This window comes from Streptacidiphilus alkalitolerans, from assembly GCF_042511045.1.
GTDB classification, from domain to species: Bacteria; Actinomycetota; Actinomycetes; order Streptomycetales; family Streptomycetaceae; genus Streptacidiphilus; species Streptacidiphilus alkalitolerans.
In genome coordinates this window covers 1-13,830 of the sequence record NZ_JBHEZX010000011.1, presented here as the reverse complement: position 1 = coordinate 13,830, position 13,830 = coordinate 1, and the positions used below count along the sequence as shown (strand labels likewise).

13 protein-coding genes and 1 pseudogene are annotated in these 13,830 nt (G+C 73.5%); 7 read left to right on the top strand and 7 right to left on the bottom strand.

Translation table 11 applies throughout. The annotated features are described in order from the left end of the window. Positions 1-21 precede the first annotated feature (21 nt). Genes ACEZDG_RS23775 through ACEZDG_RS23765 form a run of 3 tightly spaced genes read right to left on the bottom strand, consistent with a single transcriptional unit; the run spans position 22 to position 2,997 of the window. Positions 22-969: an alpha/beta fold hydrolase gene (locus ACEZDG_RS23775; RefSeq protein ID WP_380512879.1), complete on the bottom strand. Its 948-nt coding sequence runs from the start codon at positions 967-969 to the stop codon at positions 22-24. Further along, positions 966-2,054 (bottom strand): PDR/VanB family oxidoreductase, encoded by a 1,089-nt coding sequence (locus ACEZDG_RS23770; RefSeq protein WP_380512878.1) that lies wholly within the window; start codon positions 2,052-2,054, stop codon positions 966-968. The genes ACEZDG_RS23775 and ACEZDG_RS23770 overlap by 4 nt, the downstream gene beginning before the upstream one ends. 52 nt (positions 2,055-2,106) lie before the next feature. After that, entirely contained in the window at positions 2,107-2,997 is an 891-nt protein-coding gene (locus ACEZDG_RS23765; protein WP_380512876.1) for a metal-dependent hydrolase, read from the bottom strand. Between the two features lie 224 nt (positions 2,998-3,221). Between ACEZDG_RS23765 and ACEZDG_RS23760 the strand changes: the two genes are divergently transcribed. The 4 genes from ACEZDG_RS23760 to ACEZDG_RS23745 all read left to right on the top strand — a co-directional run bounded on the left by ACEZDG_RS23760 (position 3,222) and on the right by ACEZDG_RS23745 (position 8,106). Then, on the top strand, positions 3,222-4,607 hold the full coding sequence (locus ACEZDG_RS23760; RefSeq protein WP_380512874.1) for an FAD-dependent oxidoreductase: 1,386 nt from the start codon (positions 3,222-3,224) through the stop codon (positions 4,605-4,607). 83 nt (positions 4,608-4,690) lie between these two features. After that, positions 4,691-5,905 (top strand): YihY/virulence factor BrkB family protein, encoded by a 1,215-nt coding sequence (locus ACEZDG_RS23755; RefSeq protein ID WP_380512872.1) that lies wholly within the window; start codon positions 4,691-4,693, stop codon positions 5,903-5,905. Between the two features lie 252 nt (positions 5,906-6,157). Beyond that, complete coding sequence (gene rsgA / locus ACEZDG_RS23750; protein ID WP_380512871.1) at positions 6,158-7,240, top strand: ribosome small subunit-dependent GTPase A; 1,083 nt, start codon at positions 6,158-6,160, stop codon at positions 7,238-7,240. 179 nt (positions 7,241-7,419) lie between these two features. Continuing rightward, positions 7,420-8,106, top strand: coding sequence for a DUF4230 domain-containing protein (locus tag ACEZDG_RS23745; RefSeq protein ID WP_380513256.1), 687 nt, complete (start codon positions 7,420-7,422; stop codon positions 8,104-8,106). Positions 8,107-8,136: 30 nt separating this feature from the next. Here ACEZDG_RS23745 and ACEZDG_RS23740 read toward each other — a convergent pair whose 3' ends face one another. Both ACEZDG_RS23740 and ACEZDG_RS23735 read right to left on the bottom strand, forming a co-directional pair. Then, complete coding sequence (locus ACEZDG_RS23740) at positions 8,137-8,778, bottom strand: hypothetical protein (protein WP_380512869.1); 642 nt, start codon at positions 8,776-8,778, stop codon at positions 8,137-8,139. Positions 8,779-8,868: 90 nt separating this feature from the next. Next, on the bottom strand, positions 8,869-9,348 hold the full coding sequence (locus ACEZDG_RS23735; protein ID WP_380512867.1) for a rhodanese-like domain-containing protein: 480 nt from the start codon (positions 9,346-9,348) through the stop codon (positions 8,869-8,871). 128 nt (positions 9,349-9,476) lie between these two features. Between ACEZDG_RS23735 and ACEZDG_RS23730 the strand changes: the two genes are divergently transcribed. Beyond that, positions 9,477-11,039: an AlkA N-terminal domain-containing protein gene (locus ACEZDG_RS23730; protein WP_380512865.1), complete on the top strand. Its 1,563-nt coding sequence runs from the start codon at positions 9,477-9,479 to the stop codon at positions 11,037-11,039. A 14-nt stretch (positions 11,040-11,053) separates the two neighbouring features. Continuing rightward, complete coding sequence (locus ACEZDG_RS23725; RefSeq protein ID WP_380512863.1) at positions 11,054-11,551, top strand: methylated-DNA--[protein]-cysteine S-methyltransferase; 498 nt, start codon at positions 11,054-11,056, stop codon at positions 11,549-11,551. Positions 11,552-11,587: 36 nt separating this feature from the next. Here the strand turns inward: ACEZDG_RS23725 and ACEZDG_RS23720 are convergent, their stop codons facing one another. After that, entirely contained in the window at positions 11,588-12,076 is a 489-nt protein-coding gene (locus tag ACEZDG_RS23720; protein WP_380512861.1) for a MarR family winged helix-turn-helix transcriptional regulator, read from the bottom strand. Positions 12,077-12,106: 30 nt separating this feature from the next. Further along, entirely contained in the window at positions 12,107-13,138 is a 1,032-nt protein-coding gene (locus ACEZDG_RS23715) for a helix-turn-helix domain-containing protein (RefSeq protein ID WP_380512859.1), read from the bottom strand. A 267-nt stretch (positions 13,139-13,405) separates the two neighbouring features. Here ACEZDG_RS23715 and ACEZDG_RS23710 point away from each other — a divergent pair. Then, positions 13,406-13,830 (top strand): annotated as a pseudogene (locus tag ACEZDG_RS23710) (hypothetical protein); the annotation flags it as partial.

The window sequence follows — 13,830 nt, the reverse complement described above, 5'->3', positions numbered from 1 at the left end:
TCGGGGTGCGGGAGGGAACGCTCAGGAGGCGGCGTCGGGCGCGTCCTGCGGCGCGGGCTCCCGCTCGGTGGCGAAGCTGCGGACCAGGGCCGCCAGCTCCGGCCCGCGCACCAGCAGCGCGGCCCAGTGGCCGGTGTCCATGGTGCGCCGGCGCAGCCCCGGGGCCCAGCGCTCCAGGTCCTCGTTCAGCGCCGGGCGCACATAGTTGTCCCGGGTCAGGGTGACCAGCTGGACCGGCACCCGGGTCGGCCGCGACCTCGGCCGCAGCACCCGCGGCAGCATGTTGGCCCGGTAGAGCTTGATCCCGTGCACGGCGTCCTCGGCCAGCGTCGGCTGCGGGTGCCCGGCCCGCTCCGGCACGCCCTCGACCACCCGCAGCAGCGTCGGCCAGCGCCGGGCCAGCCGGAACCGCCACAGGGCCGGCGCCAGTACCGGCACGTGGAACGCCGCGATGTACCAGGAGTGCGCCATCTGATTGGCGAGCTGCAGCAGGTGCCGGGGCGTCGGACGCAGCGCCCGGCGCCGCTGCCAGTGGCCGACATGGTCCAGGCAGGGTCCCGAGACGGTGGTGAAGGAGGCGATCCTGGCCTCCGCGCCGGGGGTGGTGACGGCCTCCCAGGACTGCACCGAGCCCCAGTCGTGCGCCACCAGGTGCACCGGCCGGTCCGGGCTGACCGCCTGGGCGACCGCGAACAGGTCGTCGGCCAGCAGGTCCAGGCGGTAGTCGCGGACCGGTCCGGGACGCCCGGAGCCGCCCGCGCCGCGCACGTCGTAGCGGACCACCTGGTGGTCGGCGGCGAGGTCCGCGGCCACGTCGTCCCAGACCGTGTGGGTGTCCGGGTAGCCGTGCACCAGCAGCACGGTGGGACGGGCCGGGTCGCCGGCCGAGTACACGGCGAGCGGGACCCCGGAGGGGCCGGTCACGGTGCTGCGGCGGGTCTCTGCGGCGGTGTCGGGCATGGTGGTCATCCGTCCAGTTCGAGGCATTCGCCCTCGGGGGCGCGGGACACGCAGACGAGCATCTGGCCCTCGGCCCGCTCCTGCTCGCTGAGCCTGCGGTCACGGTGCTCGACCGTGCCGGAGACCACCTGGCGGCGGCAGACGCCGCAGAAGCCCTGGCGGCAGGAGTACGGGGTGTCGGGGTCGTTCTCGCGCAGCACGTCCAGCGCGCTGCGGTCGGCCGGGACCGCCAGCACCCGGCCGCTGCCGCGCAGCCGCAGGGTGAACGGACGGCCGCCGACCACGGGGGCGGAGCTGAAGCGCTCGAAGTGCAGCGCGGTGGCCGGGGAGTCCTCGAAGGCGGTGCGGACCGCGTCCAGCATCGGGGCCGGGCCGCAGACGTAGACGGCGGTGCCGGGGCGGGCGCCGCGCAGCAGTTCGGCGGCACCGGCCGGGCCGCTGTGCTCGTCGTCGGGACGCAGCAGCACCCGGTCGCCGCCGGGGTCGAGCGCGGCCAGCTCGTCCGCGAACGGCATGCCGGCCCGGGACCGGCCGGTGTGCACCAGACGCCAGTCCAGGCCGCGCCGGGCGGCCTCGCGGGCCATCGGCAGCAGCGGGGTGATCCCGATGCCCCCGGCCAGCAGCAGCACCGAGCGGTCGGCGGCGAAGGGGAAGGCGTTGCGCGGGGTGCTGACGGTCAGTCGGGTCCCCTCCGGCAGCGCGGTGTGGATCTCGGCGGAGCCGCCGTCGCCCTCGGGCAGGTGCCGGACCGCGATCCGGTAGCCGGAGCGGTCGGCCGGGTCGCCGCAGAGCGAGTACTGCCGGCGCAGGCCGGACGGCAGGGTGAGGTCCAGGTGCGCGCCGGGCTGCCAGGCCGGCAGCGGGGCCCCGTCCGGCGCCCGGAGCAGCAGCGACACCACGCCCTCGGCCACGTCCGTGCGGGCGGCGACCAGCACCGCGAGGTCGGCGCTGACGGCCTGCGGCGGGCGGCGGCCGTAGCGGTCCCTGCGGGTGCTGAGCGGCAGGTAGTAGCGGACCAGGGTGTCGAGGACGCGCAGATAGCGCTCCTCGGGCCGGCGACCGCGCGGGTCGGCCGGGGGCGGCTCTTGGCTCATGGGGCGGCTGATCCCTCTCTCCGTACGTCCTGGGTCCGAAGGCGGTGCGCGGCTAGTGCGCGGCGGCGCGGGCGGCGGGGGAGGTGCCCAGGTAGGCGACGGCCTGCCGGGTCGAGCCCTCCTGGGTGGGGTGGTAGCGCGGGCTGAGGTAGCGCGCCGCCGAGCGGGAGGCCCGGCCGAGCCGCGGCAGCACCCCCTGCCGGGAGGCGGCGAGGTAGCCGCTCCAGGTCGGGTGCGGGCGGGGCGCCGGCAGTTCCGGGTCGTGCGCCATCAGGAAGCGGGCCCCGCTGGTCCAGAGCTTGAACATGACCGGCCCGGTGATCGCCATGGCCCGGACCCGGCGCAGGTAGCCGGGGTCCAGGTGCCGCAGCAGGTCGTAGGCGACGCTGCGGTGCTCGACCTCCTCGGCGCCGTGCCAGCGGATCAGGTCCAGCATCACCGGGTCGGTGCCGGCCCGGTCCAGGCCCTCGGCGTTGAGCACCCAGTCGCCGAGGAAGGCGGTGAAGTGCTCGATCGCCGCGACGATGGCCACCCGCTCGATCAGGCTCTCCCGCGCGGCCGTCCCGGTCAGCTCGGGCCGCTCGCCCAGGATCCGCCGGAACAGGTACTCGACCTGCTTGACGTAGGGTCCTGGGTCGAGGCCCTTGGCGAGCAGGTGGTCCAGGACGCCCTGGTGCGCCTCGGCGTGGATCGCCTCCTGGCCGACGAAGCCGAGCACCTGCTCGCGCAGCCGCTCGTCCCTGACCAGCGGCAGCGCCTCGGTGAAGGTCCGGACGAACCAGCGCTCGCCCTCGGGCAGCAGCAGGTGCAGCACATTGACCACGTGCGTGGCCATCGGGTTGCCGGGGATCCAGTGCATCGGCAGGGCGTCCCAGTCGAAGTGGACGTCCCTGGGCTGCAGCACCAGCCCGTGGTGTTCGTCGTCGCTCGTGACGTGCGTCATGGAAGCCCCTCCTCCGGGATACTTACTGAACAGTAAGGTTGGTCGGCGGTGCGCCGATAGAGGGCAGAACCGATCGAGATCTTTGATTGGCCATAACTTTGCCTTATGCATTCATAGCCCGGGGCCGGGTACTGTGACGCTGCGCCGCTTAGGCATGCTTACCCTTACCGGAGCTCGCCTGCCCGTCCGGCCCCCGCGGCCACGCAAGTCAAAGGAACCATCACATGCCTCGCCCCCTGCGGGTCGCCATCGTCGGAGCCGGCCCGGCCGGCATCTACGCCGCCGATGCCCTGATGAAGTCCGACGTCGCCGCCGACCCCGGAGTGTCGATCGACCTCTTCGAGCGGATGCCCGCGCCCTTCGGCCTGATCCGCTACGGGGTGGCGCCCGACCACCCCCGGATCAAGGGCATCATCACCGCCCTGCACCAGGTCCTCGACAAGCCGCAGATCCGCCTGTTCGGCAATGTCGACTACCCGAACGACATCAGCCTGGACGACCTGCGCAGCTTCTACGACGCGGTGGTCTTCTCCACCGGCGCCAGCGCCGACCGGGCCATGGACATCCCCGGCATCGAGCTCGAAGGCTCCTACGGCGCCGCCGACTTCGTCTCCTGGTTCGACGGCCACCCGGACGTGCCGCGCGACTGGCCGCTGGAGGCCGAGAAGGTCGCCGTGCTCGGCGTCGGCAATGTCGCCCTGGACGTGGCCCGGATCCTGGCCAAGACCGGCGACGAGCTGCTGCCCACCGAGATCCCGGCGAACGTGTACGCGGGGCTGGCCGGCAACAAGGCCCTTGAGGTGCACGTCTTCGGCCGCCGCGGCCCGGCGCAGGCCAAGTTCAGCCCGCTGGAGCTGCGCGAACTGGACCACTCGCCGACCATCGAGGTCATCGTCAACCCCGAGGACATCGACTACGACGAGGGCAGCATCAGCACCCGCCGCTCCAACAAGCAGGCCGACATGGTCGCCTCCACCCTGGAGAACTGGGCCATCCGCGATGTCGGCGACCGCCCGCACAAGCTGTTCCTGCACTTCTTCGAGTCGCCCACCGAGGTGCTCGGCGAGGGCGGCCGGGTGGTCGGGCTGCGCACCGAGCGCACCGCGCTGGACGGCACCGGCAATGTCACCGGCACCGGCGAGTTCCACGACTGGGACGTGCAGTCGGTCTACCGCGCCGTCGGCTACCTCTCCGCCGAACTGCCCAAGCTGCCCTGGGACGAGCAGACCGGCACCGTGCCGCACCAGGCCGGACGGGTCGTCGAGAACGGCGGGCACCTCGCCTCCACCTATGTCACCGGCTGGATCAAGCGCGGCCCGGTCGGCCTGATCGGCCACACCAAGGGCGACGCCAACGAGACCGTGGCGAACCTGGTCGAGGACTTCCGCGCGGACCGGCTGCCGGCCCCCGCCCAGCCCGCCGAGCAGGCGGTCACCGCCTTCCTGGAGGCGGCCGGCGTCCGCTACACCACCTGGGACGGCTGGTACCGGCTGGACGCCGCCGAGCGCGCGCTCGGCGCCGCCGAGGGCCGGGAACGCATCAAGATCGTCCCGCGCGAGCAGATGCTCGCCGCGAGCGAGGCCGGGACGGAGTCCGCGCCCGGGGCGTGAGGTCCGCCGCGCTTGCCGGGAACCCGTCCTGACAGCATGTCGGGGCGGGTTCCCCGCCGTTCGGCATTGGATAGTCTCTGAACGTGCAACCAGCAGGCGAAACACCACCCAAGGCGCGGCACCGCGCCCGGCCGTCCCGGCGCTCGGCGGGACGGCGCGCGGGTGCGCCGTACCGGACGATCGTCTGGCAGCTGATCAAGGACACCACCAACACCTGCATGGAGTACCGGGTCACCGGGCTCGCCGCCGAGGTGGCCTTCTTCACGCTGATGTCGGTACCGCCGCTGCTGCTCTCGGTGGCCGGGACGCTCGGCTACCTCAGCGCCGGGACGATCCAGGCGGTGGAGCAGAACATCCTCACCGCGGCCGGCACCGTGCTGTCCCAGTCGTCCATCGACCAGATCGTCAAACCGCTGCTCAAGAGCGTCTTCAGCGGCGGCCGGCCGGATCTGATCTCGATCGGCTTCCTGCTGGCGCTGTGGTCGGGCTCCCGGGCGCTCTACGTCTTCGTCGAGACCGTCACCATCATGTACGGGCTGGAGGGCAACCGCGGGATCATCCACACCCGGATCCTCTCGCTGGGCCTCTACATCGTCGCCCTGCTGGTCGGCACCATCGTGCTGCCGCTGATCGTGGCCGGACCCGGCTGGGTCGAGCACGCGTTCCCGGCCGTGCAGAGCGGGATCCACGCGCTCTACTGGCCCACCGCGCTGCTGCTCTCGGTGCTGCTGCTGACCACGCTCTACCACGTGGCCGTCCCGGTCAGGACGCCTTGGCGGGAGGATCTGCCGGGCGCGCTGGTGGCGCTGCTGGTGCTGGTGGTCGGCAGCGGGATCCTGCGGTTCTACCTGGTGCACGCGGTCGAGGGCCCCACCGTCTACGGGTCGCTGGCCGCGCCGGTCGCGGTGCTGCTGTGGATCGGGGTGACCGCGGTCGCGGTGCTGATCGGCGCGGCGATGAACGCCGCGATCGACCGGATGTGGCCCAGCCGGGAGACCGCCCTGGCCCGCGCCGAGAACGAGCGCGCCAAGGAGGAGGCGGCGGCGGAGCTGATACGGCGGGCCGAGGCGCGCCGCTCGGCGGTGCGCAACAGCGCGGCCAACCCCGCGCCGGAGGGCGAGGAGGCGGACGGCGAGGCCCCGGCCGAGTACCCGGAGCGCTGGGCCGACTTCCTGCCGCCGACCAACCTGCGCGGCCGGATCCAGGCCAGGGGCAACCCGCGCCGCAGCCCCTACCCGCCGCCGGAGGAGCAGGCGGAGAAGTGGCGCCGGGGCGACCGGGGCCGCCGCAAGCCCTAGCGTCTTTCGCTGCGTTCTCGCAGGTCAAAAAGCTGTTGCGGAAGGGATTACGGGTCTCGTAGTCTCGGTTCTCGTTCGGTGCACCGCGCACCGGGAGTTTCTCAGGAGAGAGGGGTGAGCCCCGTGACCGTCACTGTCACCACGGCTGCCCTCGGCAGCACACCCGCCAACCTCTCCCCGCTCCCGGTCGCAGACTGACACCGCACCAGCGCCTCTGCGCCCCGGGAGCAACTCCCGAAGGGCCCCATCGCGTTGCCTTCCGACATCTCCCGGCCGCTGGACTCCTACGGCTGGACCGCTGAACTCGACACCCTCTTCCTTCCCATGGCCGAGGCCGGCCTCGTCCCCGGCCGGATCGTCCGGGTCGACCGCGGTATCTGCGACGTGGCGATCGCCGACGGCGACACCGTCACGACCGTACGCGCCGACACCGGCCCGGTCGCCCACCACGACCCGCTGCACTGGGCCTGCACCGGCGACTGGGCCGCGGTCGCCACCGGCCCGGCCGGTACCTACGTCCAGGCGCTGCTGCCGCGGCGCACCGCGGTGGTCCGCTCCACCTCCTCCCAGCGGTCCGAGGGCCAGGTGCTGGCCGCCAATGTCGACACCGTCGTCATCGCCGCCTCACTGGCCACCACCCCCGACCTGGGCCGGATCGAGCGCTTCCTCGCCCTGGCCTGGGAGAGCGGCGCCCAGCCGCTGGTGGTGCTCACCAAGGCCGACCTCGCCAGTGACGCCGACCACGTCCGGGAGGACGTGGAGAAGGTCTGCCCCGGGGCGGACGTGCTGGTCATCAGCGCCGCCACCGGTCGCGGCATGGACGTGCTGGCCTCCTGCCTGCCCGGCACCAGCGCCCTGATCGGGCAGTCCGGGGCCGGCAAGTCCACCATCGCCAACGCCCTGCTCGGCCGGGCCGCCATGGAGGTCCAGGAGACCAGGCGCGGCGACAACAAGGGCCGCCACACCACCACCACCCGCGAACTGCTGCCGCTGCCCGGCGGCGGCGTGCTGATCGACACCCCCGGGCTGCGCGGGGTCGGCATGTACGACTCCGCGGAGGGGCTGCAGCAGGTGTTCGCCGAGATCGAGGACCTGGCCGAGGGGTGCAGGTTCAGCGACTGCGGCCATGTGGCGGAACCCGGCTGCGCCGTCCTGGAGGCGGTGGCGGACGGGGTGCTGACCGAGCGTCGGCTGGAGAGCTACCGCAAGCTGCTGCGTGAGAACGAGTGGATCGCCTCCAGGACCGACGCCCGGCTGCGGGCGGAGCGGCTGAAGCACTGGAAGGCGATCGGCAAGGCCGGCAGCGAGGCGATGCGGGCCAAGGGCCGCCGGTAGCTTGCGGCCGACCCGGGTCCGTTCCGCGGGCCCGGGTCGGCCCGGTGACAATTCCGTTGCCCGACTGTCGAACTGAGGGGTCCTTGGGTCGCTGAACACTGGGTAGGAGAGCAGTCGAGGGAGTCGGAGCGACGCCCTGGCCGGCACCACCTGGTAGAAGGAGACATCCCATGAGGTCCCTGCGTGGCAACGCGGTGGAGACCGAACGGCCCGTCGCCGAGGAGCGCCGGTACCCGCCGCGCCGCCGCATCCCCTGGTACATCAGCATCCCGATCACCTTCGTGGTGATCGTCGGGCTGTTCATCGCCGCTGGGAAGTTCAACTGGCTGCCGGGTATCCCCAACCCGTTCGGTACCAAGGAGGTCGACCGCAGCCAGCCGGCCGTGCTCCAGTCCATCGAGAACATGAGCCGCTACGACGCGGCCGACGGCAACTTCCAGATAGTCGTCGACGTCGACAGCGAGGCCAAGTTCCTGCCGTCGGCGCTGCTCGGCAAGCGCACCCTCTACGTCGCTGCCGGCACCGTCGACTCCTATGTGGACCTGGGCAAGGCCGGAGTGACCGTCAGTCCGGACCGGAAGACCGCCACCATCGTGCTGCCGCACGCGCAGCTGGCGGCAGCCGCGCTCGACCCCAAGCGCAGCTACACCTTCGCCGAGCAGCGCGGCTTCTTCAACCGGATCGGCGACTTCTTCTCCAGCGACCCCAACGACCAGCAGAAGCTCAACATCCTCGCGGCGCAGAAGATCCAGGACGCGGCCAAGTCCACCGCGCTGACCACCAGGGCGGAGCAGAACACCAGCTCGATGCTCAAGGGCCTGCTCGGCTCACTGGGCTTCACCACCGTGACGGTCAGCTACAAGTAGGTCCGACCCCGTACCGCCCCCGTACCGCCGCTAGGACATGACGGTCGCCGCGCCCGCGGCGACCGTCACCGCTGTGCCGCCGGACAGCGCGGTGAGCTGCTGGAGCAGGGCCTTGGAGTTCGCGCCCTGCCGCGTGGTGGTCACCACGATCCCGGACATGTCCGAGTTCGGCGACCAGCTGTACAGCGGGAACCCGGCGAACTCGGTCCCGGTGGCCTTCGACATCCGGCCGATGACCGCGTCCAGCGTGCGCTGGGAGTAGCGGCACAGTTCGAGGTCGAGCCGGCCCAGGTCGATCCCGGGATGCTCCTTCTTCGCCGCCGCCGCCATCTCCCGGCCCCGGGCCAGGTCGGTGACGCAGAGCAGGACCCGGCCGGGCGGGGAGTCGACGGCCATGGTCCCGTAGACGTCCGCGAAGGCCCGGTCGCCCTTGGGGTCCAGGGCCTGGGCCAGGGCCTCGGCCTGGGGTGTGTTCATCGGCGTGCCACTGGCCGTGGGCAGCGGCCCGCTCCTGGCGGGGTCGAAGCCGACGCAGGGCCTGGCGGACGCGCTCCCGGTCGAGGAGGGCAGCGCCCGGACGTTCAGACCCGTCCCGGGGGCGGCGCACCCGGCGGCGAGCAGCACGGCGGCGGTAGCGGCGGTACCGGCGAGCAGGACGGATGTGCGGCGCATGCGGGACTCCTCCGTGGACAGTTCCCTGGACGGTTCGGAGGTGCGACGCGGCGCCGCGCGGAGCGGTTCCGTCCGGTCCGTCCTCCCGCGCTAGCAGGCGCAGGAGATGCCGGAGCGGGGAGCGGTGAGGTCGTCGACCGGGCGGGCCTGCCGGCCCTGCGCGGTGTCGTAGGGGAAGCCCTCCCTGACCCAGTACTCGAAGCCGCCGAGCATCTCCTTGACGGAGTAGCCGAGCCGGGCGAAGGCCAGCGCGGCGCGGGTGGCGCCGTTGCAGCCGGGGCCCCAGCAGTAGGTGACCACGGTGGCGGCGGGGTCGACCAGCCGGGGCGCCAGCTCGGCGATCCGCGCGGTCGGGATGTGCAGCGCGCCGGGGATGCGCCCCTGGGCCCAGGCATCGTCGCCGCGCGAGTCCACCAGGACCACACCGGGCACGGCGGCGAGCTGGTCGGCGCGGACGTCGGAGACATCGGCCTCGAAGGCGAGCCGGGCGGCGAAGTGCTCGGCGGCCACGGTCGGCGCGGCGGCGGCGACGCTGAGGACGGCGCTGACAGGAAGGGTCTCGGTGGTCATCACAGGGCTCCACAAGGTCGCGGGTTCGGCTTGACGGGACGATCGTCCGCCACCGCGGCAGGGCCGGGCGAGTGGCGTGAACGCCGATGCTGGTGAAGATTCCGCCAGGGCCGGCCGGCCCGACCTCCATGTCCGATGCCCGCCAGTCCGGGCCGCGCGAATGGCGCAGACTGGATCCTGTGATTGACCAGGAGACCAGCTACCGAGCCGTCAGCAGCCGCGATGCCCGCTTCGACGGCATGTTCTTCACGGCGGTCCGCACCACCGGCATCTACTGCCGGCCGAGCTGCCCCGCGACCACCCCCAAGCGCCAACACGTCCACTTCTACCCCAGCGCCGCGGCGGCCCAGGGCGCCGGATACCGGGCCTGCCGCCGCTGCCGTCCGGACACCGTGCCCGGGTCGCCGGACTGGAACCTGCGGGCCGACCTGGTCGGCCGGGCGATGCGGATGATCGGCGACGGAGTGGTCGACCGCGAGGGCGTCACCGGCCTGGCCGCCCGGCTGGGCTACAGCGAGCGGCACCTCACCCGCGAGCTGGTCGCCGAGCTGGGCGCCGGACCGCAGGCGCTGGCCCGCTCCCAGCGTGCGCACACCGCGCGGCTGCTGCTGCAGACCACCGGCCTCAGCGCCACCGACACCGCCTTCGCGGCCGGATTCGCCAGCGTCCGGCAGTTCAACGACACCGTCCGCGAGGTCTACGGCCTCACCCCGACCGAGCTGCGCCGCAGGCCGGGGCAGCAGGGCAGGCCGGGTCAGCCCGCCCCGGTGCCGGGGACGATCCCGCTGCGGCTGGCGCACCGCGGCCCGCTGGCCGCCGCGCAGCTGTTCGACTTCCTGGCCGTACGCGCCGTGCCTGGGGTGGAGGAGGTGGTCGACACCGGCCGGACCCGGACCTACCGCCGGACCCTGGCGCTGCCCGGCGGCCCCGGGACCGCTGAGGTGGACCAGCCGCGCCGACCGCAGGGCTGGCTGGACTGCCGGCTCACCCTCAGCTCGCTGCGCGACCTCACCAGCGCGGTGCAGCGGATCCGCGCCCTGTTCGACCTCGACTCCGACCCGGACGCCGTGGACCGGCAGCTCGGCGCCGACCCGCTGCTGGCCCCGCTGGTCGCCGCCCGTCCGGGGCTCCGCTCGCCCGGCCATGTCGACCCGGGGGAGCTCGCGGTGCGCGCCGTCCTCGGCCAGCAGGTCACCGTGGCCGCGGCCCGCACCCTGGCCGGACGTCTGGCCGAGCGCTACGGCGAGCCGCTGCCGGCCCCGAGCGGTGGCCTGACCAGGCTCTTCCCCAGCTCGGCGGCCCTCGCCGAGGCCGACCCGGCCGATCTGGCCATGCCCGGCGCACGGCAGCGGGCGCTGCGTGGGCTGTGCGCGGCGCTGGCGACCGGCAGCGTCGACCTCAGCCCGGGCGTAGACCGGGAGCAGGCCGCCGCGGCGCTGCTCGCTCTGCCCGGCATCGGCCCGTGGACCGTCTCGTACATCCGGATGCGCGCCCTCGCCGACCCGGACGCCTACCTGCCCGGCGACGTCGGCGTCCGGCACGGGCTGCGGGCGGTCGGCGGAGCGGCGGCCCCGGACGACACGGCCTGGCGGCCCTGGCGCTCCTACGCCGTGCACCACCTCTGGGCTGCCCTCAGCACCCCCGCCCTCAACATCCCCGCCATCAACACCACCGAGCCCGAAGCGATCTGACGATGGAGCAGCTGATGACCCGTTACACCACGATGGACTCCCCGCTCGGCGCGCTGCTGCTGGTCGCGGACGAGGAGGGCCGGCTCAACGCGGTCCTGGCCCCCGGCACCAAGGGGCAGCCGAGCCGGCCCGACCCGGGCTGGACCGAGGACCCGGCCCCCTTCGCCGCCGCGGTCGAGCAGCTCACCGCGTACTTCTCCGGCGACCTGAAGGAGTTCGACCTGCCACTCGCCCCGCAGGGCAGCGACTTCCGGCAGCGGGTCTGGGACGCCCTGGACGACATCCCCTACGGCAGCACCGTCAGCTACGGCCAACTCACCGCCGCGGCAGGCCAGCCGCCCAGCGCGGTACGGGCGGTGGCCGCGGCGATCGGCACCAATCCGCTGCTGGTGATCCGCCCGTGCCACCGCGTGGTCGGCGCCGACAACTCGCTGACCGGCTTCGCCGCCGGGCTGGACGCCAAGCGGCGGCTGCTGGAGCTGGAATCCCCGCAGGACGCCCTGTTCGGCTGACAGGGTTCGGCTGGCAGGTCGTCCGACGCAGGCCGTTCAGCCGACGGGCGGGGGGTGCTCGGCGCCGAGGGCCGCCGCCAGCCGCTCCAGTCCGCCGAGGGCGTCCATCACTGCCGTGTTGTCCTCCTCGGAGAGGGTGGACAGCGCGGCGGCTATCCGCCGCTCGTGCGCCCGCTGCCAGTCCAGCAGCTGCCGGTGGCCCGCCTGGGTCAGCGCGATCCGCGCGGTGCGGCGGTCGCCGGGGTCGGCCTGGCGGTCGACGAACCCGGACTCGAGCAGCTTGCCGATCAGCCCGCTCACCGTGTTCGGCGCGAGCCGCTGCCGGGTCGCCAGCTCACCCACCCGCATCGGCCCGGAGGCCAGCGTCTGCAGCAGTTCCACCTGGGCCATGGGCAGCGACTCCCACGGGTACTCGGTGCGGATGCTGCTGCGCAGGGCGCGGCGCAGCCGGGTCACCACATCGGTCAGGCGCTGGACCTGCGCGGGGTCGGTAGCGGTGGCGGGCGGAGCGGCAGGTTCGGACATGTGGACAGATTAGTCCGAACCGCGGACAGGTCAGGTGCGGGGGAGGGTGCGGTGGCGGGAGACCCAGCCGCGTTCGTAGGCGTGCCAGCCCAGCTGCATCCTGGTGGTGACCTCGGCGAGGTCCATCAGCCGCTTCACCCGCCGCTGCACCGTCCGCAGGCCGAGGTCCAGCTGCTTGGCGACGCTCACGTCGGTCATCCCCACCAGCAGCATCGAGAGCACCTGCAGGTCCACGTCGTCCGGCTGCTCGCCCGTGTCGACCAGGACGGTCGGCTCCTGCTCCGGGCGGGACGCGTCGGCCGGGCCCAGCCACAGCGGCAGCGACTGCTCCCAGACCGAGTGGAACAGCCCGACCAGCGCCTCCACCGGCCCGCCGGCCCGTACCACCAGCGAGGACGGCTCCCCGGGCGCGGCCAGCGGACGCAGCGGCAGCATCGCCAGCGAGCGGTCCGCGACTATCAGCTTGGTCGGCACCCGCCCGGCGACCCGGATCTGCTCGTCCCGCTCCAGCGCCGCCGCGACATGCGGCACACCGCCCGGCGCGTCCAGGATCCCGCGCTCGATGACCACCCGGTAGGACACCCCGCGGGCCACCGCCACCGGCTCGGCGACGTTGTCGTGGCCGCTGACGGCCACCGGCGCGTCGGTGACCAGGGCCAGCACCTCGTGCTCCGCGCCCAGCTGCAGCTGCTCGAAGCGGTGCCGGACCGCGTCGGCGCCGATCACCACCTCGATCAGGTCGTTGACGGCCAGGCCGACCGCGTTGTGCCGGTACTCCCTGGCCAGCCGGTCGACGGCCTGCTCGGCCAGCGTCAGCTCGTGCCTGCGCTGGGACAGCGCGGCGCCCAGGGCCACGGCCGGCGGGGCGGCGGTGTAGTGCAGCGGCTCGACAGGGGACTGCGCGACCAGGCCGAGGTCCGCCAGCGTGGACAGGGTGCGGGTGAGGGCGTGCTCCGGCAGGCCGAGCTTGCGGGCCAGTTCACCGACGGAGGCGGACCCGAGGCCGACCAGGAGCCGGTAGACCTCTTCGCTCTCCTCGTCCAGTCCGACGAAGCCAAGCACCTGCCCGCACCCCCATTCGTCGGTCGACCCCCCGCCGATCGGCGGGGGTGTCTGCGTCTCGAAGGTCATCATGCCTGGCCAGGCGGTTTCCGGGTAGTCGAGCCCGTGTGAGGGATGTGTGTCCGGTGGGGCGGGCGGCGGCAGCCGCGCTGCTCCGGGACTGCTCCAAGAGTGTCCCGATTCCCCCGTTCCACCCGGTGAGCGGTGTCCCGCCATGGAGAATGACGATGGTTCGGGCATGCCGCATGTCGCTGAGGAGACGAATCGATGAGCAGCCAGGGTGGGCCCTCCTCCGGTCAGGCGGACGGCGCCTGGTGGGATGCCCTCTACCAGGGCCCCGACGACGAGGTCCCCGACACCCCTGGTGCGGATCCGCGTCAGGGCACCGTCGACGAGCGGTTCGACTCGGCGAGCGGGGTGGTCAACGGCAGCAGCGCGGACGCCCCGGCGGCCGGACCCTCCGTCAGCACCGCCCCCGGCGGCCCGCCGACGCTGGTGGACGCCCCCGCGCCCGGCCCCGCGTCGACCCCCGCACCCGCCGCTGCCCCCGTGCCCGCGCAGGCGCCGCCGCCGGCCCCGGCCGCCGGGGTCCCCGCGCCGCCGCCGCTGCCCCAGCTGCCGTTCCGGCCGCCGCGGATCCCGCCGCAGGCGCCGCCGAAGATCCCGGCCAAGGCCCCGCAGCGGGCCCAAGA